A 23,150-nucleotide genomic window follows, 5' to 3' on the forward strand; every position below is an offset into this window, starting at 1 on the left:
ATAAGCATCCAATGCTGAACACTCAGTACCCTAAATAGGATAAGGACAAGACCATGACCCAAAGCGCAGGATTACGTTTTCGCCAAGCTCTTGCTAACTCAAAACCGCTGCAAATCGTCGGCACCACCAATGCCTATTTCGCCCTGATGGCGGAGCAAACGGGTTTCCAAGCCCTGTATCTGTCGGGCGCGGGTGTAGCGAATGCCTCCTACGGTTTACCGGATTTAGGCATGACCTCGATGAACGACGTGCTGATCGATGCCGGTCGTATCACCTCTGCAACCCAACTGCCACTGCTGGTCGATATCGACACAGGTTGGGGCGGCGCCTTTAACATCGCCCGCACCATTAAAGAATTTGAAAAAGCCGGTGTGGCCGCCGTGCACATGGAAGACCAAGTATCGCAAAAACGTTGTGGCCACAGACCCAACAAGGCCGTGGTAAGCACAGAAGAAATGGTTGACCGTATCAAGGCCGCCGTCGATGCCCGTACCGATCCTAACTTTGTGATCATGGCGCGTACCGATGCGGTTGCCGTTGAAGGTTTAGAAGCGGGTATCGAACGTGCAAAAGCCTATATCGCCGCCGGTGCCGATATGATTTTCGCCGAAGCCTTAACTGAGCTGGACCAATACCGTCACTTCAAGGCTCAGGTTAACGCGCCGATTCTGGCGAACATGACCGAATTTGGCCAAACCCAATTGTTCAATAAAGAAGAACTTGCCGAAGCGGGCGCCGACATGGTGCTTTACCCACTCGGCACTTTCCGCGCCGCTAACCAAGCTGCACTGAAAGTGATGCAAGCACTGATGAATGATGGTCATCAACGCAATGTCTTAGACACTATGCAGACCCGTGCGGATCTGTATAAGTACTTGGGCTACCACGCCTTTGAAGACAAGTTAGATCAATTGTTTAGCCAAGATAAGTAAAAGATGAGTACAGACCATGGACGTCAGTAGAAGCTTATGCTTCGCGTTGTTACTGATACCCAGATGCGTGAGCCGCGACCTCAAATAACGGCTCACACATCACCGACACGCTGCAACCCTACATAAGGCCGAAACGAGTATTTCGCCAACATTATGCAGCTTTAACCAAAAAGGTAGACGGCCAATTTTGAGCCTGTCTGCAATAACCATAGCGTTAACGGAAGGGAAGGATTATGTCAGACGCAAAAAAATTAAGTGGTGCAGGATTACGTGGCCAGAGCGCGGGTGAAACCGCATTAAGTACCGTAGGTGTATCGGGCAGCGGCCTGACCTACCGCGGTTACGATGTGAAGGATCTGGCCGAAAACGCGACCTTCGAAGAAGTCGCCCACCTCATCCTCTACGGTGAGCTGCCAACCACAGCACAACTCGAAGCCTACAAGACCAAACTTAAAGGCATGCGCGGCCTGCCACAGGCATTAAAAGAAGTGTTAGAGCGCATCCCTGCCGACGCTCATCCAATGGATGTGATGCGTACCGGTTGTTCTATGCTGGGTAACCTCGAAGCCGAGCACAGCTTTAGCGAACAAAGCCAAATCGCCGATCGTTTACTTGCGGCCTTCCCATCGATCATCTGCTACTGGTATCGCTTTAGCCACGATGGCGTGCGCATCGAAACCGAAACCAACGATGAGCAAATCGGTGCCCACTTCCTGCACCTGCTGCACGGCAAAGCCCCATCGGCGCTGCACGCTAAGGTCATGGACGTATCGTTAATTCTGTATGCAGAGCATGAATTTAACGCTTCAACCTTTACCGCCCGCGTGTGTGCATCGACCCTGTCGGACATGCATTCCTGCGTCACAGGTGCTATCGGTTCACTACGTGGTCCGCTACATGGCGGCGCCAACGAAGCGGCGATGGAACTGATCCAAGATATGAAAGACGAAGCCGATGCCCGCGATGTGCTCATGGGTAAACTCGAGCGTAAAGAGAAGATCATGGGCTTTGGTCACGCCATCTACCGTGAGTCAGACCCACGTAACGCCATCATCAAAGAATGGTCTGAAAAACTGGCCGCCGATTACGGTGATGATCGTCTCTACCGCGTATCGGTAGCCTGCGAAGCCCTGATGTGGGAACAGAAAAAACTCTTCTGTAACGCCGACTTCTTCCACGCCAGTGCTTACCACTTCATGGGCATTCCAACCAAGCTATTTACCCCAATCTTCGTTTGTTCACGTGTAACAGGCTGGACGGCGCACGTGATGGAACAACGTTCAAACAACCGCATCATTCGCCCAAGTGCCGACTATGTGGGTGTATCACCACGCAAAGTGGTACCCATTGCCAACCGTTAAGCAAAACTGACCACACTTAGCGCGAGACTTCACTCAAGGTGCATCTCGCGCCGACTTCATTTTCCGAAATGGATGATGTTATGAGCACTGTTATGAACACCCAATATCGCAAGCCTTTACCCGGCACAGCACTCGACTATTTCGATACCCGCGAAGCCATTGAAGCCATTGCCCCCGGCGCCTATGCGAAATTGCCTTACACCTCGCGCGTGTTAGCGGAAAACTTAGTGCGTCGCTGCGAGCCAGAGGCGCTAACCGCCTCACTAAAACAAATTATTGAATCAAAACAGGAACTGGATTTCCCTTGGTTTCCAGCCCGCGTCGTGTGCCACGATATTTTGGGTCAAACCGCGCTGGTTGATCTTGCGGGTCTGCGTGATGCGATTGCCGCTAAGGGTGGCGATCCAGCGCAGGTTAACCCTGTGGTTCCAACCCAGTTGATTGTTGACCACTCGCTAGCGGTGGAATACGGCGGCTTCGATAAGGACGCCTTTGCGAAAAACCGCGCCATCGAAGACAGACGCAACGAAGACAGATTCCATTTTATCAACTGGACGCAAAAAGCCTTTAAAAACATCGATGTTATCCCACAGGGTAACGGCATCATGCACCAGATAAACCTAGAACGTATGTCACCTGTGGTGCATGCGCGCGACGGCGTTGCCTTCCCAGATACCTTAGTGGGCACCGACAGTCACACGCCACACGTGGATGCGCTGGGCGTTATCGCTATTGGTGTGGGTGGACTCGAAGCCGAAAGCGTGATGTTAGGCCGCGCATCTTATATGCGTCTGCCGGACATTATCGGCGTTGAGTTAACGGGCAAACCGCAGCCTGGCATTACTGCCACCGATATCGTTTTAGCCCTGACCGAATTCCTGCGTAAGGAAAAAGTGGTTTCATCCTACTTAGAGTTCTTCGGTGAAGGCGCAGAGGCATTAACCTTAGGCGATCGCGCAACCATCTCTAACATGACCCCAGAATTTGGCGCCACCGCCGCCATGTTCTATATCGACCAACAGACGCTGGATTACTTAACCCTGACGGGCCGTAGCGACGAGCAAGTTAAATTGGTTGAGACCTATGCCAAGACCACAGGTTTGTGGAGCGATGATCTTAAACATGCAGAATACCCACGTACCCTGCATTTTGATCTGTCATCGGTTGTGCGCACTATTGCGGGCCCTTCTAACCCACACGCCCGCGTGCCAACCTCTGAGCTTGCCGCACGCGGCATTAGCGGCGTGGTTGAAAACGAGCCAGGTCTAATGCCAGATGGCGCAGTGATTATTGCCGCCATCACCAGTTGCACTAACACCAGTAACCCACGCAACGTGATTGCGGCGGGCCTGCTGGCACGTAACGCCAATGCCAAAGGCTTAAGCCGTAAACCTTGGGTGAAAACCTCACTCGCCCCCGGCTCTAAGGCGGTACAACTGTATTTAGAAGAAGCCAACTTGCTGCCAGAGCTTGAGTCATTAGGCTTCGGTATTGTCGGTTTTGCCTGCACCACCTGTAACGGTATGAGCGGCGCACTCGACCCAGTAATTCAGCAGGAAGTGATCGACCGCGATCTTTACGCCACCGCCGTATTATCCGGTAACCGTAACTTCGACGGCCGTATTCATCCTTACGCTAAGCAAGCCTTCCTCGCATCACCGCCATTAGTCGTCGCCTACGCAATCGCGGGCACCATTCGTTTCGATATCGAGAAGGATGTGTTAGGCCACGATAAAGACGGCAACCCAGTGCGCTTAATCGATATTTGGCCAACGGATGCCGAAATCGATGCCGTGATTGCAGCAAGCGTGAAGCCAGAGCAGTTCCGTAAGGTCTACGAGCCGATGTTCGACCTGAGCGTCGACTATGGCGATAAGGTCAGCCCACTGTACGACTGGCGCCCACAATCGACCTATATCCGCCGTCCTCCTTACTGGGAAGGCGCATTAGCGGGTGAACGCACCCTCAAGGGCATGCGCCCATTGGCCGTACTGGGTGACAACATCACCACAGACCATTTATCACCCTCGAACGCGATTATGATGGACAGCGCGGCAGGCGAATACCTGCACAAGATGGGTCTGCCAGAGGAAGACTTTAACTCCTACGCGACCCACAGGGGCGACCACTTAACCGCCCAGCGCGCGACCTTCGCCAACCCTAAACTCAAAAACGAGATGGCGGTTGTCGATGGCAAAGTTAAGCAAGGCTCACTGGCGCGTATCGAGCCAGAAGGCCAAGTGACCCGCATGTGGGAAGCCATTGAAACCTATATGGATCGCAAACAGCCGCTGATCATTATCGCTGGTGCCGACTATGGTCAGGGTTCATCCCGTGACTGGGCTGCAAAAGGCGTGCGCTTAGCGGGTGTTGAGGCGATTGTTGCCGAAGGCTTCGAGCGTATTCACCGCACTAACTTAGTCGGCATGGGTGTGTTACCGCTGGAGTTTAAGGCAGGCGAGAATCGCGCTACCTATGGCATAGATGGTACCGAAGTGTTTGACGTCTATGGTGAAATCGCGCCAAGAGCGGATCTCACAGTCGTGATTAGCCGCAAAAATGGCGAGCACGTCGAAGTGCCTGTTACCTGTCGCCTCGATACCGCTGAAGAAGTGTCTATCTATTCTGCCGGCGGCGTATTGCAGCGTTTTGCGCAGGACTTTTTAGAGTCGAACTTGAAGTAGCTTTCGCAAAACAAGTAACACTCGCACAAGGGGCGGCGACTCGAGACTGAGACGTCGCCTTTACAACTGACGCAAGCGTTTAACGAATCGCTATTCCCCTTGGAGTTAATAGCATGAGCAAGAATCCGTTTCCGCCCCAAATTAAAGTTGCCGCCACCTATATGCGCGGCGGTACCAGTAAAGGGGTGTTTTTTCGTTTACAGGACTTACCCGAAGCAGCCCAAGTACCCGGCCCAGCTCGAGATGCCCTGCTCCTTCGCGTGATTGGCAGCCCCGACCCCTATGGCAAGCAAATTGATGGCATGGGCGGCGCCACCTCAAGCACCAGCAAAACCGTGATCCTGTCGAAAAGCAGCCAAGCCGACCACGATGTCGACTATCTGTTTGGCCAAGTCTCAATCGACAAACCCTTTGTCGATTGGAGCGGTAACTGCGGCAACTTAACCGCCGCCGTGGGCGCTTTTGCTATCAGCAATGGGCTGATTGACGCTGCGCGCATTCCGCAAAACGGCGTCTGCACAGTGCGTATTTGGCAGGGCAATATTGGCAAAACCATTATTGCCCACGTGCCGATTACCGATGGCATGGTGCAAGAGACTGGCGATTTTGAACTAGATGGTGTGACCTTCCCCGCCGCCGAAGTGCAAATTGAATTTATGAACCCCGCCGCTGACGAAGACGGCGATGGTGGCAGCATGTTCCCCACGGGTAACTTGGTGGATGTGCTCGAAGTGCCTGGTGTTGGCAGCTTTAATGCGACCATGATTAACGCCGGAATTCCGACCATCTTTATCAATGCCGAAGACTTAGGTTACACGGGCACTGAGCTGCAGGACGATATCAACAGCGATAATGCCGCTCTAGCCAAGTTTGAAACCATTCGTGCCCATGGCGCGGTGCGCATGGGGCTTATCAAGCATATTGATGAAGCCGCATCACGCCAACATACGCCTAAGGTGGCCTTTGTTGCTAAGCCGAAAAACTATGTGTCATCCAGTGGAAAAGCCGTCGCGGCAGAGGAGATCGATCTGCTGGTACGCGCCCTATCCATGGGCAAATTGCACCATGCGATGATGGGCACAGCCGCCGTGGCGATTGGCACAGCAGCGGCGATTCCCGGCACTTTAGTCAATCTCGCGGCAGGCGGTGGTGAGAAGGAAGCGGTACGTTTTGGCCACCCTTCAGGCACTCTTCGCGTCGGCGCTCAGGCCATGCAAACAAACGGCGAATGGACTGTCGTCAAAGCCATTATGAGCCGCAGCGCCCGCGTGCTGATGGAAGGCTTTGTGCGCGTACCGGCGGCTTAAGCCAAGAAAAGCGTTCAACCAAAGACCTTGCTTCTCCCCCTTCCGGCAAGGTCTTTTTTTTATTTCGTTATTAGGCAAATCCCAATATGTTGGCATTCGGTAAAAACTGCTAAACTCCCCCTCGATAGCAAGATAATCACAAGCCGCATTTTGCGTCCTGTAAATCCGTGAATATACTGATTATTAATTTGATATTTAGCTGAGCTCGCGTCTTTGATGCACTATACGCGACATCCCCAAGGTAAGTGCACTATACCGCCCTGTTTTGGGTTAATGGGTTTTGATAGGGGTAACTTTGAGCCATCCAATCCTTAAACTTTTCTTCGCCGCACTCTGTCTTCTTGGCGTATCTGGAGCGCCGCTTACAGGCTTGGCATTACCCTTAAATGCGGCTAACACACAGCTGAAATTTGAACATATCCGCAGCGAAGAAGGCTTAAATCAAAATACCATTACCAGCCTGTTTATGGACAGCGCAGGCATGCTCTGGATTGGTACTCAGGATGGATTACACAGCTACAACGGTTACAACTTCAATCTCTTTATCCACTCGCCGAACGATCCTAAGAGCATTTCCGAAAGCTATGTAACAGACATAATTCAAGATGCGCATGGCTATATCTGGGTAGGCACTTTTAGCCAAGGGATCAACCGCTTAGATTTAAAAACCGGCACCTTTGAACGCTTCGGTGTCGAGCAAGGTCTGACCGACCCTAGAGTCACTAAACTCAACATTGTCGGCAATACTCTGTGGATTGGTACACAGGGCGGACTATTTTCGCTCTCCACCCGTACCAACAGAATTACCCAAGTGTCATTGGGGACGAGCATCGACCCCCAAATCACCAGCTTAGCCAATGTGGATAACACCTATTTGCTGGCGGGCACTAAGGCCAGTGGCACCTTTGCCGTAACGGCCAATACCATCACCCGACTCAATGTACCTCAGGATGTGGTGGCCTATCAGATCAAGGCGAATTCTACCCGCGCCATTACCTTGGCCCTTGGCAATCAGCTCTGGCACTATGATCTGGTATCACAGCAGGGACAAGTACTCTGGCAAACAGAACCTAATGTCCCTTACATCAAAGACTTTATCCAAACACCCCAAGGGCAGTTTTGGGTCGTGGGGCCTGAGGCGGGTTTGATCCAGCTAGATCGTGAAGGTGAACATTTTGTCGCGGCCTACCATAAGTACGATACCAAGCGCCCCACTAGCATTAGTGAAAACAATATACTGTGTCTGTTAGAGGATCCGTTTGGCAACCTATGGATTGGCGCGAGTTATTCGGGGCTAAATAAGATCAATACCCGTCGGCAGTATTTTCAGCATTTATCTGAATACTCAACAGAATTTCCCCTGCAAAGTAATAATATTCGCTCAATTTACCGCAGCCAAGATAACGCTTTATGGATAGGGACCGAAGGCGCAGGACTCAAGCGGCTCGCATTCAATCACACTCAGTACGAGCATTACACTTCATTTTTTGCCAACGCCTTAGGCCTAAAGACGCAAAACTTAAACCTGACCGTGCGCTCCATTGTTCAAGACCAGCAAGGCACGCTCTGGTTTGCCAGTAACTATGGGCTGGGCCGCCTAAGTTCTAGCGGTGACTTTAGTCTGTTAAAGGTTTCCGATAATCAAGATACCTCCACAGAAGCTAACCATATCCGTAGTTTAGCGCTAGATGACCACAACAGGCTGTGGGTTGCGACTACCCATGCCCTGTATCGAAAAGCCTCAGAGAATGATGAGTTTACGCCCGTCTCCATCACCAATATTGATAACTTTCACCCCGAGCAAAATATTCTGCTCACCCTAAGAGTGGATAACACCACACTGTGGATTGGCTCACTCAATGGTTTAGTTAAACTGGATATGCAAACGGGGAAAGGGGAAGCGTTTTACCACGCCCCCCATGACAAAAATAGTATTATCAACAACCGTATAAGAGACATTTTAGTCGCCAGTAATGGCGACATCTGGTTTGCGACCCATGGCGGTATGAGCCGCTTATCGGCACAAGCCGACACTCCGATATTTAAGGATTATACCCGTGAGCAAGGTCTGCCCAGCGACACCATTTACGCCCTGCTGGAGGATGCCGATCATCATATTTGGTTTAGCAGTAATGCGGGTATCGGCAAGTTAAATCCCGTCAGTGGCAAAGTCATCAATTTTAACGAGCAAGAAGGCCTGCAGGCGCTCGAGTTTAACGGTGGCGTGAAACTTAAAGATCAAGATGGCGACCTCTGGTTTGGCGGCATTAACGGGATCAATCGCTTTAATCCTAAAGCATTGCCCGACAAACGGGGCGAAGCCCGAGTCGCACTCACCGCCTATAAGATTGCCGGTGAAAAACACACCATCCTCGATCTTAGCCACCCGCCGCAAATCGTGATGAACTACACCGATCAATTGGTCAGCTTTGAGGTCACCTCGATGGATTTTAGCTATACGGGCAAAAACCGTTTTAGCTACTATCTCGAGGGCTTCGATAACCAATGGCACGATTTACCCACGGGGAATGAAATCACTTTTACCAATATCGAACCAGGCCATTATGTACTGCATGTACGGCATTCCTTGGAGTACAACAACGAAGGTAACTATGCACTGTTGGTCGATTTAAGTGTAAACGCCCCCTTCTACCGCACTCAATTTGCCTATGTGCTTTATGGGTTACTGGCATTAGCCTTATTGGTCATTATCTATCGGTGGCGTAAACAAAAACGCCAGCAGCAACAAGAGTTTGAGACCAGCATCCGCGCCTCCGAAGAGCGGCTAAAATTGGCACTCTGGGCTTCGGGCGATGGCATGTGGGATTGGAACATCCAAGAACAGCAGGTCTATCGTACCCATACGGATATTCCGGTTTCCCAATGGAGTAGCCACACACTGTTGCACGACAATGCCCACCCTGAGGATAGGGAGCGGTTTAAACAAGTCTTGACCGACCATCTACAGGGGCGCACACCATTTTTTGAAATGGAATATCGCATCGAGCATTCACCGGGTAACTGGCTGTGGATCCTTGAGCGCGGCAAAGTAGTCGAAACCAATGAGCTGGCCAGACCCGTGCGTATGACGGGCACCACCCGTAATATCACTTCGCGTAAGTTGATCGAAAACGAGCTAGTGCTCTCTTCTCAAGTGCTTAACAGCATGAACGAAGCCGTTGTGGTGGCAGGTTTGGACTATCGTATCCGCTCGGTAAACCCCGCCTTTAGCGCCATTACCGGATATTCGGAGCGGCAAATCAGCGATAAATATTTAATTCACTTAGCCTACAGCCGACAACAGCGAGATCTGTTCAATGGCATTGAGCAGCAACTGCTGCGCCATAAACATTGGGCGGGTGAAATTTGGATCCGCAACAAGGCACGCAAGGCGATTCTGGTATGGCTTGAGATCAATCAAGTTATCGATGTGAAAGGGGAAACCAGCCACTTTGTGGCGGTGTTTACCGATATTACAGAACGTAAAAAGGCCGAAGAGGATCTTCGCTTCCTCGCCAGCTTCGATACTCTGACAGGGCTGCCGAATCGCACCTTGTTCCAGGACAGGCTCAACCACGCCATATCTCAGGCCCATAGATCGAATAATATCGTCGCCCTGCTGTTTTTAGACCTCGACCGCTTTAAGCATATCAATGACTCTATGGGGCACCATATTGGCGATCTGCTGCTCAAAGCCGTGGCCCACAGGCTGCAAAGTGCTGTTCGCGAAGGGGATACGGTTGCCCGTTTAGGCGGCGATGAATTTACCATTATTTTGGAAGGTGTGGCGAAAACCAAGGCGGCGACGCTGATCTCAGAGAAAGTGCTCAAAGACTTTCAGGCGCCCTTCTTACTCGATGATAAGTCCCTGACTATCTCAACCTCGATTGGTATCAGCTTCTATCCCAATGATGCAAAAGATGTGGATTCGCTGATCAAGTTTGCCGACACCGCCATGTACCATGCCAAGGCGCTAGGTCGGAATAACTTTCAGTTTTACACCAATAAGCTCAATGAGATGGCAACGCGCCATGTGCAACTTGAGGCAGGGCTTAAACAGGCCATCTCACGCAATGAGTTAAGCTTGGTGTATCAACCCAAGTTTTGTTTACACAATGGCTCACTCACAGGGCTTGAGGCGCTGCTGCGCTGGCATCATTCCGAACTAGGCCCAATCTCGCCCGCCGAGTTTATTCCGCTGGCGGAGGAAACCGGCATCATTAACCAAATTGGCCATTGGGTGATCAACCACGCTTGCCAGCAACTCGCTGAGTGGAATGAGCTAGGTTTTGGCGATATCAGCATGGCGGTGAACCTTTCGGCCAGGCAGTTGAAGGCCGATATTATTTCGACCATCGAAGTGGCTCTCTCGGTATCAGGTTTACCCGCCAAGGCGCTCGAGCTGGAGTTAACCGAGTCGATGATCATGGGTAATCCGCAGGAGTCGGTTAATATCCTCTCGAAACTCAAGGCACTAGGTTTAACCATCGCGGTGGATGATTTCGGTACTGGCTACTCGAGCCTGAGTTATCTTAAACGTTTCCCTATCGACACCTTAAAAATCGACCGTGAGTTTGTGCGCGACATTACCAACGACCCCGACGATGCAGCCATTACCAGCGCGATTATCGCCCTCGCCCACAGCCTAGAGTTAAATGTGGTGGCGGAAGGGGTCGAAACCCAAGAGCAGCTGAACTTCTTGGCGCTACAAGGTTGCGATCAAGTACAGGGCTTCCTGTTGAGTAAACCACTCAGCGCCCAAGATTGCTTAGCACTGTTGCAACAACGGATAAAATAAAACCAGATAAAAAAATAAGGCTCCCTAAAGGAGCCTTATTTCATTGAATCATTTCACGATTAAGGTGCGACACGCTCAACACGTTTCACCCAGCCATCCGGGCCTTGGATATGGCCTTTCTGGATATCGGTGTACAACTTGTAGATACGCTGAATATGCTCACCCACTTCACCGTTGCCCACGGTCACCACTCGGCCATCTTCAAAAATATAGGAACCGACAGCAGATACCACGGCAGCTGTACCAAAACCACCCGCTTCGATAATCTCACCAGATTCGATATCGGCGATAAACTTATCCAGCATTACAGTCTCTTGGCGCACTTCGCATCCGAGTAACTCACCCAGCTCCATAATGGATTGCGAGGTAATGGATTTTAAGATGGTATCGGTGAAGGTTGGGATGATCACTGTGCCATCTTTCAGAATGTGGAAGTGGTTCATGGCACCCGCTTCTTCAATCTGTTGGTTGTTCGCATCTAAATACAGCACCTGTGATGCACCAAACTGCGCGGCAGCTTTACCGGCACGCAATGAGGCAGCATAGTTACCCGCCGCTTTAGAGGCGCCAGTACCACCCGATACGGCGCGATGGTAAGTCTTGCTGATCAGCAGACGAATACCTTTATTCACACCCGCCGCGTAGTAAGCACCACTTGGGCTTAACACTACGCAGAATGTGTAGCGCGTACTTGGACTCACAGACAGACGGTCTTCGGTCGCAAAAATAAAGGGGCGAATGTATAAACAGGCACCTTCTTGCATCGGGAACCAGAGACGGTCTACGTCGATCAAGGCGTTGATCGCATCGATTTGCATCTGCTCATCGATATTAGGAATACAGACAATATCCGCAGAACGATTCATACGCTCGGCGTTTTTGTTGATACGGAAAGTGTAAATTTCGCCATCTTCATGCATAAAGGCCTTGGCGCCTTCGAAGATTGACTGACCATAATGCAGGGCCATCGCACCCGGAGCCATTTCAAACGGACCGTAGGGCACAATACGTGGATCGCGCCATTCACCATCGCGATAATCCATTAAAAACATATGATCGGTTCTGAGGCTACCGAAGCCCACATTTCCTTCGGGCTTGAATTGCTCAGTACGGCGTTCGGACGCAGGTTTTAAATCGTATTTTATTTCCATCGCATACCACCTTGATTACTGAACAAGCAGACTAGGTAGCGGCAGGAATAAAGTCAATAGGTGAGATTCATCTAAAAGTCTTAGCCGATAAAATAAGCGGTTAAAAAGATGTCTTAACAACTTGCCGTTAGGGCAAATCGCTTCATTTGACTCCCCTTATTGACTTTGGATATCGCCCTGCGGCGCCTCAAGCCAGCCGCCCACGGCTTGTATGGGTTCTTCATTTAGCGTTAACCAGGCCACCCACGCCAAACGGGGCGCACTAAACGCTGATGCGGGAATGGCATCGAGGGATTGGGTAAACTGCAGCGTAGGGTCTTTGGCATGTTCAAGCACTCTACTCGCGGGCAAAGATTGCAAACTCAGCACCACAAAATCATGGGTTAATTGCCTATGGCGATTCTCGCCGCGTTTGATCTCAGTCGTAAAACCCGAGCCGACCAAGGCCAAATGCAAACGCACTCGATGCAAGTCTTTATCCTGCGCCCAAGTGGACAGCGGCTCAAAACTCGCCTCAAGCTGCTGGTTGGCGATACTCACCTTAAGCACACCCACCTCAGGTTGAGGCATAGCAAAGTTCCCATTTAACTCACCCGAGAACCACCCACGCCACTCCTTAGCATTAATCACAAACTGCGGTGTATACACTTGTCGCGTATGCTTTTGGTTTAAATGCTGATATTGGCGTTCACTGAAAGCCCTTTGGCCAAAAATATCCTTCCATCCTAGGTAATCCCAATACGTCACATGAAAGGCTAACGGAAAATATTTCTGCCATAGGTCGGTCTTATTAAACTGCTCAGATAACCAAGCCTCGGCGGGCGGACAACTACTGCAGCCCTGTGACGTATAAAGTTCGATAATATAGGGGCGAGTCACGGCACTCTGCGCTTGAAAAGGCGCCAACGACTGAGCCAATACGGGTTGCCAAAACTGCAACCACAAAAGACCAACGAGTAAGATGCACTTCATATTCAATTCTCCTATCGCTGAGTATGAGACCTTGAATTACATCTAAATCATTCAACTGAGAACAAAGATGATGTCTGACTACAAAATGATCCCCTGTGCCCACTACGACTACCTTGAGCTGGCCTGTATGCACGGCTATCGCCTCGACATTGAATTGCAGGACGGCAGTCTGTGCCAAGCACGGGCAATCACGACCCAGACCCACGCCGATAAGACTGAATGGCTGGTCGTCGAACATCAAGCTGGTCAGCAAACACTGCGGCTAGATAGCATTATCGCCATCACTCCCACAGATCCCCATGCCAGTTTTGGCCGTGTTATGATTGCAAGCCGGTAGTAAAGGAGCATAAATAAATGACAAGGATGATACTGTTGCTGGAATTAGGCGATTGGGCAGGAGGTCACCACGGTCAGTCCCCCTACTTGGTGGAGTTTGATAGCGAGCGACTCGATTCTCCCTTTGACGTTAGCGAAGGTTGGGGACATGGATTAGGCGGTAGCAGTTATTCGTTGGCACGGTTTGTTGAAACTGAACATTATGCCCAACTCAAGCACCACGCACCTTGGGCCACGACCATCATAAAGCAAGGTTTACCAACGCTGGATATAGGGGCCATCGCTCAAGGCTTACTGGCGCAGTATTCCTCGCACCGCCCCAATATTCCGGCGAACTTAGCCCGCTATTTCTAACTGAAGATCTTGCTCTAGCTAATGATCGCGTTCTAATTGAAGATCCCGTGGCGTAGCCTTGTCATGGTAGATGTGCCATAACATTTAAGGCAGCAATGGTTGAGGGCGAGTAAAGCCAAGTTCAACTTAGCTTTACTGCTAACTTAGATTAGAAGCGAGTTACGCCTTAACGACGGCGGCAATCACAGAAACTTCAACCAGATATTCTGGCTCGGCAATGGCCGCCTGCACACAAGCACGGGCAGGCGCATGGCCCTGTGGCACCCAAGCATCCCAAACGGCATTCATGGCATCGTAGTCATTCATATCCTTTAGATAGATAGTGGCTGACAACAAGTGTTCCCGAGAGCTGCCCGCCTGCGCTAACAGAGTGTCGACTTCCTCTAGCATAGTCGTCGTTTGTTCGGTGATATTTTGATACTTATCCTTCGCCACTTGGCCACATAAGTACGCTGTGCCTTGGTGGATCACTATGCTGCTCATACGTGTACCAACATCTAAACGGGTAATGCTCATAGGGATAATCTCTTAAATCAAATGGTTAATTCTGCAGGCATTCTACCCCGAAAGGCTCAGTTTGTCTGCGAACGAGCGCTCAGCCAAGGTGGATAAAAGCGTGTCATTAAGGCCAATAACCCTAGCGCAGTGCCTATGACCCCAAACCACACGAATAGGGTTGCAACCGATAAGTTAACTAACTGAAATCCCACTAATGCCGCACCAGCTCCGATTAATGCAAACGGCAGTTGAGTCACCACATGGTCATGGGGTAAGCAGCCAGAACTCGTCGCACTCAGCACGCTAGTATCGGAAATCGGCGAGCAATGATCGCCAAACACCGAGCCCGCCATCACCGCACTCAATACAGGTAACAGCAAGCTGACATCCATGTTATGGGCAATTTCCCCACCGATGGGGATCATAATCGCAAAGGTGCCCCAGCTTGAGCCTGTGGTAAAGGCCATGATAGCGCAGAGTAGAAACATCCCCGCCACCAGCAGACTCGGGGATAAGTACAATTTAGCCCAAGCCGCTAACAAGCTCGCCACGCCCAGATCTTGGATCACTGCGCCTATCATCCAAGTACAGAGTAAAATCGCGATGGCAAAGGCGATCATCCGCACCCCATGCGCCAAGTCCCCCAGCAGTTTCCCTATGCTTCGGCCCGACAACATCAACAACACTAGCGTCACTAAGGTCGATAACAGACAGGCATCGCGCATCGCTGCGCCAATATCGGCTTTAGCTAACCAGGCCGAAACATCCCATGACGGCACCTGCTGCGCGCCAGACCAGAGAGTTAAACCGACAGAGGCGCACAGTAAGGTCAGCATGGGAATCGCAAGCAACCAAGGATTGCCTTGGGAGGGAGTTAAACTTGGCTCAACGGGATCTGCCACCAATACTGCATTCTCGATGGGGCGAAACCCCATCCCAAACCAAGCCACAATCAGCGACAAGCCTAAGGTGGTTATCGCATAAAAATTGAATAAGGCGACGTCGATGAAGGCCTCAAGGGCGGAGACGGGTAAAAAGCTGAGTCCCGCCAAGAGCGCCATCACATAGGGTCCCCAGCTAGAAAAAGGCAAGAGCGAACAGAGCGGCGATGCATTAGAGTCGACTAAATAGGCCAACTGCGTCTGACGGATGCCATAACGCTGGCTCAGAGGTTGGCAAACATGACCCACGGCGAGGCAACTAAAAATACCATCGATAAAGACTAGCCAGCCCAACAGCACCACACCAATACGCGCCTGTCGCCCCGTGCGAATACGTCGATATAGCCAATCACCAAATTGCTCTACCGCACCGCTTCTGGCGAGGAGCTGCGTCATGCTGCCCAGCAGCAACATGGCCATCAGCACGTTTAAATGCCACCACTGCCAAGCGCCTTGGCTGTAAAACTGCTTAGCGCCTATCTCCAAGAGATAGCCCAAGCTTTGCCCTATATCGAAGTGGGCAATGATTAAGGCGCCCGAGAGGATACCGACACCCAGTGCCACTAAGGTACGCCGTAGCCAAAGGGCTAGCACTAGGGTTAATAACAGGGGAAGTATCGCAAGCAGATTCGGCGACATGGGCCTTTCCGATAATAAATAAACCCAAGAATACTAACGAGTTAGTAACAAATGCAAAAAAACTTAAATTCGCACGCGGTTATCGGGCATTTTTTAACCAAACGACAAAGACTGCTATTCCTTATGCTATTGGCACTGCTAGAATCACAGTCCCATCCAGAAACTATAGGACTCTCCAGATGAGCCTTGAATTACTGTCCAAACTGGAAACCAAGATCCAGGCTACACTCGAAACTATCGAGCTTCTAAAAATGGAGCTAGAGGAAGAGAAGCAAAAGACGTCGACCTTGAGTGAGCAAAATCAACAATTATCTGAGCAAAACCAACAACTGCAACAAGAACTCGCTTCTTGGAACGACAAAGTCACCGGACTTGTTGGCCTGCTCAACAGTGAAATCTAAGCTGTTTTAGTTTGATGATTCTGCGATTCAATCAGTTCGTTCAGCTCTAAGATAGCCTGCTTCACTTTTGGCAGGCTTTTTCTTGGCAATAAAAAACGCCCCTTTTCAAATTCTAATCGACCTAAGTCTTTAACCCATATCACGCCAGTGAGAAAAATACGCGCATGCTTTGCAATCAGCTTCGGTGCGTATACAGGGAAAACTCTCATACAACCCCCTACATGCTTTCTTGTTGTTATTGACTACTGCTATTTGACAGAAAGATTACCAATTGAGTTTCATCCTTTAAGTAATATTTTCAAGATTTACATTTCAAAACCGTTAGTCATTTGATTTTCCTAGATAATAAAAAACTCCACGACAAGTTAACTCAACAGTCAAAATTTTGACTATTGACATTATTTTGACGCGCCCTTAGAATCATCTGCGTTACTCAGGGTAAAAATGAGTCATATGACTCAAGTCCGTACTCTCCATCATCGGAAGTACGGTTTTTTTTGCCAAATTTCGGCTAAGCACAACACGACCCAATTGCGCTCTGCAGACTAGGCAATCACACCCAATAAAAAAGGAGCGCTAGGCTCCTTTAATTTTATGCTCGCAGTATCAATCAGTTAGATTACAAAATGATGATAAAACAGCGGCAATCTGGTGATCATTACTGTTTCTTAGCTAAATAATAAGCGATATCTAACAGCTCATCGTAAGACTTGATCGCACCCGTTTCGACGCGGTACTTGCCATTCACCACTAATGCAGGCACACCTGAAATCTTCGCGTTTTCAGTATCACGCTTCATCTTCGCCATTTGCGCTTTCACCATAAAGGAGTCTGCGGCTGAATCGAAGGCCTTACCGTCAACGCCGTTAGCCACGAACAGGGCACGCACGTCATCACGGTTAGTGAAGTGTTGTTTCTTTTCATGGATGGCAGAAAAGAGGGCCACATCCATTTTATCGTCCACATTCAGTTGGTGCGCTACCGCAAAGGCGCGTGACATTTCTACGCCCATTTCCTTACCGATAAAGTCTACGTGGGCTTGATTGAATGCCACACCTTCTGGCTTCTCAGCCAAAATTTTAGGCACTACAGTTTTAGAGAAGTTGTAGCAATGTGGGCAATAGAAAGAGAAAAACTCGGTAATTTCAGGCTTAGCTGTCGCTGGGCCGTCGTTAATCACTGTGTAGTGTACGCCTTCTTTGTACTCAACTGCCGATACAGTTAATGGAGCCAATAACAGCGCTGCCACCATAAGTAATGCTTTTTTCATGAATTTTCCTTAAATCAATTTTCAAAACTAGCTGGAGCCTAACATATTTCATTTTTTGAGTGTAACTCAAGCCGAGAGTTCAATCGGTTTGGGCTAAGAGGTGCGTAATTCCACCCTGTTCACACATTTAGTAGGGGAATCAGGCTCAGCGGCGGCTCATCGAGTGCCGCGAGTTGCTCCTTAAAGGCTAAGATCTGCTGCTCCCAATACTTTTCATCCCCAAACCAGGGGAAATGCATAGGGAAAGCAGGATCCTGCCAACGCCTGCCAATCCAAGCGTTATAGTGCACCATCCGTAATGCGCGTAGGGGTTCAATCAACGCCAACTGCCGAGTATCGAACTCACAAAACTCTTCATAGGCCTCGAGTAATACCTCGAGTTGCAGTTGCTGCTGCGCTCTATCGCCCGTCAGCATCATCCATAAATCTTGAATAGCCGGTCCCATGCGGGCATCGTCTAAATCCACAAACCCAGGCCCATCGGGAGTCCAAAGAATATTCCCCGGGTGCAAATCCCCATGCAGACGAATAGGCGTAAAAGATTGCTGCACCCAAATGCGATTCACCTTCGCCAGCACTTGCTCTACTACGGTAAAAAACGCGGGGCGCAGTGTGCTTGGCACTAAGTCTGACTGCTTTAACCAGGCTAAAGGTTCATCGCCTAAAATCTGGGGATTCAGTGGCTCACGGGCCTTAAACGTCGACTGCGCGCCGTACTGGTGTATACGACCGATAAAACGCCCAACAAATTCCAACTGCTCTAAATTATCCACTTCGAAGGGACGACCGCCGATGGAGGGAAACAGTGCAAAGCGAAAGCCATGGAAATGATGCAAGGTCTGCCCTTGTACAGATGCGGGCACCGCCATTGGGATTTCCTGTTCGGCAAGGGCGATGGCATAGTCGTGCTCTTCTTGGATCTGCGCATCGGTCCAACGATCGGGGCGATAAAACTTCACCACATAGCGCGGCCCTTCATCGCTGCGAAATTGATACACGCGGTTTTCGTAGCTATTGAGCGCGAGTAGGCCTGTCTCGGGATACACCCCAAGACTCTCGATCGCATCTAAAATCAAATCCGGCGTTAAGGCTTGAAAGTCAAAGGCTGCGTCCGAATGCGTATCATCGACCGTCCCCTGAGATGGGGCTAACTTATCTTGGCTCATTGCGACTCTCTCATACATAGGACTTTAACAGTGTGGCAAGGTATTCCAGCACCTCAAAATCGGCCTCACGTTCCACACTCAGCCAACAGATATTGCCGTAAAACTCATAATTGAGCCAAAGCGAGGTGCCCTCAAACTCCAATAGCCATTGATGGCGATCCGCGCCCCATTGGCGCTCGCGCACTCGGCAGTCTAAGGCATGGGCTAATGGCTCGGCAAAGGCCTCGAAATGGTCAAAATCGATATCGCCGCTCACACTTAAGCTTAACGCGGCTCTATCTAACTGAATGGCTTCTAATTTCATCTTTACTTCCATCAACTGCTGCACGACATAATCAGCCCTTGTCCCCAATCGGGTGGACGTTTGGCCAGATCTTCATGCTCAACTTGTTCGGCAAACGGCTGGCGCAATACTTGGTGCAAACGCTCTAGCGGCGCAAGATTTCCCTCCTCCACGGCAATAATGGCCTCTTGAGCCAAATAGTTGCGCAGAATATACTTGGGATTGACGCTATTACGCGCCTGTTGCCAAGCCTCAACATCAGCAACTTTACCCAACCGCGCCTGATAGGTCTGATACCAAGCATCAAACTCCTTGAGATCGATAAAATCATCCCGCAGCGACGAGTGCACACTGCTTGGGTCAAGTTGACCGAAGCGGCGCCAGGTGTTGCTGTAATCCAGCTGATTTTTCTCCATCAGCACGGTAAAGCGGCCAATCAGTTCTAAGTCCTGCTGATCCTGCTCGGCTGTCGAATCCACTCGCTCAGCCAGCCCTAACTTAGCGCGCATCAGCATCAAATAATGCTGCACTAAAGCATGCTGATATTGATTCAAGGCGGCAATTAGATCATCGGACGGGATCACAGGCGTCAACGCCTGTGCTAAACGTTGCAGGTTCCACAGGCCAATGCCGGGCTGCTGACCAAAGGCGTACCGCCCTTCTGGGTCGGAATGATTGCAAATAAAGTCTTCTTGGAAGGTATCGAGGAAGGCAAACGGGCCAAAATCGAAACTATCCCCCAAAATCGACATATTGTCGGTATTCATCACCCCGTGGGCAAAGCCGATAGCCTGCCAATGGGCGATGAGCTTAGCGGTATCTTGTACTACCTGCAAAAACCAGGCTTTATAGCCCGCCAGATCGCAGCTCAAATGCGGATAATGCTGCTTCAAGGTAAAGTTGAGCAACTGCGCCAGCTTATCGGCTTGACCACGCTCGCTATGGCAGAAAAATTCGAAATGACCAAAGCGGATATGGCTGCGCGCCAAACGCACGGTAATGGCTGCGGTTTCTTGGCTCTCACGCCAGACGGGCATATCAGAGCCAATCACCGCCAATGCTCGGGTCGTCGGCACACCTAAATGATGCAGCGCTTCGGAAACCAGAAACTCCCGCACCGCTGAGCGCATCACGGCTCTGCCATCTCCATGGCGAGAATAGGGCGTCGGCCCGCCGCCTTTGAGCGCCACATCCCATGCGCCTTGGGGACCTAATGCCTCACCCAAGATAATCGAGCGACCATCGCCTAATCTAGGCGTATAGCCACCAAACTGATGGCCACTGTACACCTGCGCATAATAACTTGCGCCCTCAACGGCCGCGTTACCCGATAATCCCTGCAATAAGGCATCCGTCGGCTGTTGTAAGTCGATTAACTTGGCGGCATCTTCACTCCACGCCAGCCAATGGGGATTGCTTATCCCCTGCGGATAGACTTGAGCGTAAAACTCAGGCAACTGGGTAAAAAAATCCTGTTTAAACTTCATCAATGCTTTTCCTATTGAACGAGCTGCTTACACACGAGCACGGACTTGTCGTTAAACTCGCACTGCAGGCCACATTGATAGACGCCGGCACCGCTGGCCTCGAAACCACTCACACCCGATCCCGTTAAGCGTTGTAACCCTTGGGCTTTGCGTTGGCATTGTTCGAGGGTGTCGTAATAACCATTGATATCATCGGTTTGTAATGGCGTCGTTGGCAGTGAGGTCGCCGCAGGATAATAGAATAGCGTCCATTCGGGGGTTTTAGTGCAACCACTCAAGCCAAGGCTGAGGCAGGCAAACAAGATGGCCAAGGATAATTTCATTTTGACAATTCGGTTAAAACAGCTCGCAACACACTTCATAAAAATAGCCCATAAAAAAAGCGAACCTTAGTTCGCCTTTTGCGCGGTAAGTATCAGGATTCTACACGGCTTTACCCAGTTAAATAACCGCTTTTCGGCTAAGGGTATCTCAAGCGCATTATTAAGCGCGTTTGAGCGCCAAAAGCTCGAATTCTACAATCCGACCTTAGGCCGTCACCGCTTTCGCCTGCGCCTTCTCGATACGGCTAATTCGTCCTTCAAATCCCGTGACTGTGCCATCCGTTAAACCAAGTTTGATCGCCTCTTGGCAGAGCGCAATTGCTTTATCAAAGTCTTGGGTATCGTTTAACAGGGTCGCAAGCTGCATAAAACCTGGGGTTTTAAGCTCAAGATCTTTGGGCTTTTCGGCATTCGCACTGTGGAATAACGCAAGATACAACCCATGCAGCGCTGCACCATAGGCTAAATATTCGGCCGATTTGCGCTGCTTGTAGCACTCGGCAATCACGTTTTGTAACGCGTTATAGCGAGCCAATGCCGTCTCTGCACTTTGGTATTCTTCTGCTGCACGTTGCAGGGTCACATTCGCCCATGAACCAAGTGCTGCAAGTGGTTCGTCTTTTGCCAAACGAGTGCTTGCCACCTCAGGCGAACTCTCGGCGCTTTCTTTAGCCTTAACTGGGGTGTCGACGACTACCGACTCTTCTTGGGCCTCACTCGCCTTGGTGACCGGAGCTTCATCCTTAGGGATTGTAGAGTCTTTATCAGCATCGGCAGAATGGACATCGGCAAGGATAATCACACTCTTTTCATTGCTAGCAGCGGGGATCTCGACATCGATAATATCTTCGCTTATCTCGACCCGACTCGTGGACTCAACGTCCCTAGGCATTAATTCAACTTCGGGTGCTTTGGCCGCAGAAGCGGCCGCTGACTCGTTCGTCGCAGCAGGAGCAATGTCAGGCGTGGGTTCAGCCTCATCGGGCGAAGCGCTTGTATCCCTTGTCTTTTCGGTTGATTTCTTCGCCATCATTGCTTCTTGTTCTTCCTTCGCCAAACGCTGGGCACGACGAAATAAAAACACTCCGATAGCGATCAGTATAAAAACGACAACGACCTTCATTCTTCTTCACCTTTAATGGCTGCTTCCCATCAGAAGCGATTGCAGTTGGCTTGCCAGGGCGACTCAATAACCTGAAGCTGACAAGGGATTCTGTCCAAAAGTTGAGCAGAGATTAACCGCTATTAAAGTCCATAGTGTCTGTGTAAATCAAGTATTTATGCCGTTTTATCCGATCTTGCACGCAAATCGATAGGCGCAATTCGGCTAGACTGTTAGGGTTTATGACCATTTGCAAAAATTAAGGAAAGCCTAATGCAAAACATTCTGATCGTTGCCCACGCCAGCCCCTATGGCACTGAAAAGCTCTTCAATAGCCTACGTATCGCGTTGGCGCTGAAGGACCAAACCGAGCAACAAGTTGATTTAAGAATCTTTTTAATGTCAGATGCGGTGTTTGGCGCCCTTAAGCATCAAACGACTCCGGACCTCAGTTACAACCTACAACAGATGTTTGAGATCCTAAGCGCTCAGCAAGTCCCGATTTTACTCTGTAAAACCTGCGCCCAAGCGCGGGGCGTTAACCCCGAGATGCTGCTCGAGGGCGCCGAAATTGGCACTTTGCAGGATCTCACTCGCTGGACGCTGGCCGCCGATAAGGTGATGCATATTTAAAGTCTCATTTTGTGCGCATCTTCATAAATTGACACTTCAATTTTGAACAAGCCCGCGCCGCTGCTTATGATGGGATTATCCGAGTAACAGACTAAGGTATTCCCATGGACTCAGCGGCCCTACTCACAGGTAAACTGCGCTACGAACATGAAACCATTAGCGCGATGGCGAAGATCTATTGCAAAGCTAAGCACCAAGGCCAAACGGCATCCGGACTGTGTGAAGAGTGTTTAGCGCTGCTAGAGTATGCCGCCGTTCGCCTCGATCGCTGCCCCTACGGACAAGATAAACCCACCTGCAATAAGTGCCCAGTGCACTGCTATAAACCGGCGCAAAAGGCGCAGGTCAAAGAGATCATGATTTTCGCTGGCCCACGAATGCTGTTACCGCATCCCATTCGCGCAATCAAACACTTACTAGCAGAGCGTCAGCCAGTACCCGCATCTGTACCTGAGGCGGCATCTAATCGCCATCAACGCATCGCAATTTCACAGAAAAACCTTTAGTAACAC

At 50.4% G+C, this 23,150-nt stretch carries 21 protein-coding genes; 10 read left to right on the plus strand and 11 right to left on the minus strand.

The features are described from left to right. Positions 1-53: 53 nt before the first annotated feature. The 5 genes from prpB to N7386_RS19860 all read left to right on the plus strand — a co-directional run bounded on the left by prpB (position 54) and on the right by N7386_RS19860 (position 11,082). On the plus strand, positions 54-932 hold the full coding sequence (gene prpB, locus N7386_RS19840; protein WP_011624869.1) for a methylisocitrate lyase: 879 nt from the start codon (positions 54-56) through the stop codon (positions 930-932). Between the two features lie 233 nt (positions 933-1,165). Further along, on the plus strand, positions 1,166-2,293 hold the full coding sequence (gene prpC / locus N7386_RS19845) for a 2-methylcitrate synthase (protein WP_279770574.1): 1,128 nt from the start codon (positions 1,166-1,168) through the stop codon (positions 2,291-2,293). A gap of 80 nt (positions 2,294-2,373) precedes the next feature. Beyond that, positions 2,374-4,977: a Fe/S-dependent 2-methylisocitrate dehydratase AcnD gene (gene acnD / locus N7386_RS19850; RefSeq protein ID WP_279770576.1), complete on the plus strand. Its 2,604-nt coding sequence runs from the start codon at positions 2,374-2,376 to the stop codon at positions 4,975-4,977. 113 nt (positions 4,978-5,090) lie between these two features. Continuing rightward, complete coding sequence (gene prpF / locus N7386_RS19855) at positions 5,091-6,284, plus strand: 2-methylaconitate cis-trans isomerase PrpF (RefSeq protein WP_279770578.1); 1,194 nt, start codon at positions 5,091-5,093, stop codon at positions 6,282-6,284. Between the two features lie 280 nt (positions 6,285-6,564). Next, positions 6,565-11,082: an EAL domain-containing protein gene (locus N7386_RS19860; protein ID WP_279770580.1), complete on the plus strand. Its 4,518-nt coding sequence runs from the start codon at positions 6,565-6,567 to the stop codon at positions 11,080-11,082. A gap of 59 nt (positions 11,083-11,141) precedes the next feature. On the opposite strand, the gene N7386_RS19865 is transcribed toward N7386_RS19860, so the two are convergent. Then, positions 11,142-12,233, minus strand: a complete 1,092-nt coding sequence (locus tag N7386_RS19865; RefSeq protein WP_011624359.1) for a branched-chain amino acid aminotransferase — start codon at positions 12,231-12,233, stop codon at positions 11,142-11,144. 156 nt (positions 12,234-12,389) lie between these two features. Then, entirely contained in the window at positions 12,390-13,205 is an 816-nt protein-coding gene (locus N7386_RS19870) for a DUF1223 domain-containing protein (RefSeq protein WP_279770582.1), read from the minus strand. Between the two features lie 70 nt (positions 13,206-13,275). Between N7386_RS19870 and N7386_RS19875 the strand changes: the two genes are divergently transcribed. Both N7386_RS19875 and N7386_RS19880 read left to right on the plus strand, forming a co-directional pair. Next, entirely contained in the window at positions 13,276-13,542 is a 267-nt protein-coding gene (locus N7386_RS19875; protein ID WP_164717902.1) for a Rho-binding antiterminator, read from the plus strand. A gap of 17 nt (positions 13,543-13,559) precedes the next feature. Next, on the plus strand, positions 13,560-13,895 hold the full coding sequence (locus N7386_RS19880) for a hypothetical protein (RefSeq protein ID WP_089066744.1): 336 nt from the start codon (positions 13,560-13,562) through the stop codon (positions 13,893-13,895). A 159-nt stretch (positions 13,896-14,054) separates the two neighbouring features. On the opposite strand, the gene N7386_RS19885 is transcribed toward N7386_RS19880, so the two are convergent. Together N7386_RS19885 and N7386_RS19890 are read right to left on the minus strand one after the other, a co-directional pair. Further along, on the minus strand, positions 14,055-14,411 hold the full coding sequence (locus tag N7386_RS19885; protein WP_279770584.1) for a RidA family protein: 357 nt from the start codon (positions 14,409-14,411) through the stop codon (positions 14,055-14,057). Positions 14,412-14,467: 56 nt separating this feature from the next. Next, positions 14,468-15,973, minus strand: coding sequence for a Na+/H+ antiporter NhaC family protein (locus tag N7386_RS19890; protein ID WP_279770586.1), 1,506 nt, complete (start codon positions 15,971-15,973; stop codon positions 14,468-14,470). A 179-nt stretch (positions 15,974-16,152) separates the two neighbouring features. On the opposite strand from N7386_RS19890, the gene N7386_RS19895 reads away from it, so the two are divergent. Beyond that, the gene (locus N7386_RS19895; protein WP_089066742.1) at positions 16,153-16,374 is read left to right on the plus strand and encodes a cell division protein ZapB; all 222 of its coding nucleotides are present in this window, start codon (positions 16,153-16,155) and stop codon (positions 16,372-16,374) included. Here N7386_RS19895 and N7386_RS19900 read toward each other — a convergent pair. The 7 genes from N7386_RS19900 to N7386_RS19930 form a co-directional block, all read right to left on the minus strand. Further along, entirely contained in the window at positions 16,371-16,583 is a 213-nt protein-coding gene (locus N7386_RS19900; RefSeq protein ID WP_011624366.1) for a DUF1107 domain-containing protein, read from the minus strand. The two genes, N7386_RS19895 and N7386_RS19900, sit on opposite strands and share 4 nt — an antisense overlap. Positions 16,584-17,032: 449 nt before the next feature. Further along, on the minus strand, positions 17,033-17,644 hold the full coding sequence (locus tag N7386_RS19905; RefSeq protein WP_279770589.1) for a thiol:disulfide interchange protein DsbA/DsbL: 612 nt from the start codon (positions 17,642-17,644) through the stop codon (positions 17,033-17,035). 119 nt (positions 17,645-17,763) lie between these two features. Then, positions 17,764-18,810 carry a serine/threonine protein kinase gene (locus tag N7386_RS19910; RefSeq protein ID WP_279770591.1) on the minus strand — a complete coding sequence of 349 codons (1,047 nt, stop codon included), beginning with the start codon at positions 18,808-18,810 and terminating at the stop codon, positions 17,764-17,766. A 10-nt stretch (positions 18,811-18,820) separates the two neighbouring features. Then, entirely contained in the window at positions 18,821-19,114 is a 294-nt protein-coding gene (locus N7386_RS19915) for a DUF3630 family protein (protein WP_086017278.1), read from the minus strand. Positions 19,115-19,125: 11 nt separating this feature from the next. Beyond that, on the minus strand, positions 19,126-20,580 hold the full coding sequence (locus N7386_RS19920) for a protein adenylyltransferase SelO family protein (RefSeq protein WP_279770594.1): 1,455 nt from the start codon (positions 20,578-20,580) through the stop codon (positions 19,126-19,128). Positions 20,581-20,591: 11 nt separating this feature from the next. Beyond that, on the minus strand, positions 20,592-20,903 hold the full coding sequence (locus tag N7386_RS19925) for a hypothetical protein (RefSeq protein WP_023266006.1): 312 nt from the start codon (positions 20,901-20,903) through the stop codon (positions 20,592-20,594). Positions 20,904-21,108: 205 nt separating this feature from the next. Beyond that, on the minus strand, positions 21,109-22,026 hold the full coding sequence (locus tag N7386_RS19930; RefSeq protein ID WP_279770597.1) for a hypothetical protein: 918 nt from the start codon (positions 22,024-22,026) through the stop codon (positions 21,109-21,111). 252 nt (positions 22,027-22,278) lie between these two features. On the opposite strand from N7386_RS19930, the gene N7386_RS19935 reads away from it, so the two are divergent. Next, positions 22,279-22,638, plus strand: coding sequence for a DsrE family protein (locus tag N7386_RS19935; RefSeq protein ID WP_279770599.1), 360 nt, complete (start codon positions 22,279-22,281; stop codon positions 22,636-22,638). Positions 22,639-22,742: 104 nt separating this feature from the next. Then, positions 22,743-23,144 carry a nitrous oxide-stimulated promoter family protein gene (locus N7386_RS19940; RefSeq protein WP_011718580.1) on the plus strand — a complete coding sequence of 134 codons (402 nt, stop codon included), beginning with the start codon at positions 22,743-22,745 and terminating at the stop codon, positions 23,142-23,144. The last annotated feature ends 6 nt before the right edge of the window (positions 23,145-23,150 follow it).

The sequence above is a fragment of the Shewanella sp. GD04112 genome, from assembly GCF_029835735.1.
Classification (GTDB): domain Bacteria; phylum Pseudomonadota; class Gammaproteobacteria; order Enterobacterales; family Shewanellaceae; genus Shewanella.

Excerpts from the sequence above, each read along its gene's own strand:
- prpB (WP_011624869.1), top strand. The coding sequence starts at position 54 with ATGACCCAAAGCGCAGGATTACGTTTTCGCCAAGCTCTTGCTAACTCA.
- prpC (WP_279770574.1), top strand. The coding sequence starts at position 1,166 with ATGTCAGACGCAAAAAAATTAAGTGGTGCAGGATTACGTGGCCAGAGC.
- acnD (WP_279770576.1), top strand. The coding sequence starts at position 2,374 with ATGAGCACTGTTATGAACACCCAATATCGCAAGCCTTTACCCGGCACA.
- prpF (WP_279770578.1), top strand. The coding sequence starts at position 5,091 with ATGAGCAAGAATCCGTTTCCGCCCCAAATTAAAGTTGCCGCCACCTAT.
- N7386_RS19865 (WP_011624359.1), bottom strand. The coding sequence starts at position 12,233 with ATGGAAATAAAATACGATTTAAAACCTGCGTCCGAACGCCGTACTGAG.
- N7386_RS19870 (WP_279770582.1), bottom strand. The coding sequence starts at position 13,205 with ATGAAGTGCATCTTACTCGTTGGTCTTTTGTGGTTGCAGTTTTGGCAA.
- N7386_RS19875 (WP_164717902.1), top strand. The coding sequence starts at position 13,276 with ATGTCTGACTACAAAATGATCCCCTGTGCCCACTACGACTACCTTGAG.
- N7386_RS19880 (WP_089066744.1), top strand. The coding sequence starts at position 13,560 with ATGACAAGGATGATACTGTTGCTGGAATTAGGCGATTGGGCAGGAGGT.
- N7386_RS19885 (WP_279770584.1), bottom strand. The coding sequence starts at position 14,411 with ATGAGCATTACCCGTTTAGATGTTGGTACACGTATGAGCAGCATAGTG.
- N7386_RS19890 (WP_279770586.1), bottom strand. The coding sequence starts at position 15,973 with ATGTCGCCGAATCTGCTTGCGATACTTCCCCTGTTATTAACCCTAGTG.
- N7386_RS19895 (WP_089066742.1), top strand. The coding sequence starts at position 16,153 with ATGAGCCTTGAATTACTGTCCAAACTGGAAACCAAGATCCAGGCTACA.
- N7386_RS19900 (WP_011624366.1), bottom strand. The coding sequence starts at position 16,583 with ATGAGAGTTTTCCCTGTATACGCACCGAAGCTGATTGCAAAGCATGCG.
- N7386_RS19905 (WP_279770589.1), bottom strand. The coding sequence starts at position 17,644 with ATGAAAAAAGCATTACTTATGGTGGCAGCGCTGTTATTGGCTCCATTA.
- N7386_RS19910 (WP_279770591.1), bottom strand. The coding sequence starts at position 18,810 with ATGAGCCAAGATAAGTTAGCCCCATCTCAGGGGACGGTCGATGATACG.
- N7386_RS19915 (WP_086017278.1), bottom strand. The coding sequence starts at position 19,114 with ATGAAATTAGAAGCCATTCAGTTAGATAGAGCCGCGTTAAGCTTAAGT.
- N7386_RS19920 (WP_279770594.1), bottom strand. The coding sequence starts at position 20,580 with ATGAAGTTTAAACAGGATTTTTTTACCCAGTTGCCTGAGTTTTACGCT.
- N7386_RS19925 (WP_023266006.1), bottom strand. The coding sequence starts at position 20,903 with ATGAAATTATCCTTGGCCATCTTGTTTGCCTGCCTCAGCCTTGGCTTG.
- N7386_RS19930 (WP_279770597.1), bottom strand. The coding sequence starts at position 22,026 with ATGAAGGTCGTTGTCGTTTTTATACTGATCGCTATCGGAGTGTTTTTA.
- N7386_RS19935 (WP_279770599.1), top strand. The coding sequence starts at position 22,279 with ATGCAAAACATTCTGATCGTTGCCCACGCCAGCCCCTATGGCACTGAA.
- N7386_RS19940 (WP_011718580.1), top strand. The coding sequence starts at position 22,743 with ATGGACTCAGCGGCCCTACTCACAGGTAAACTGCGCTACGAACATGAA.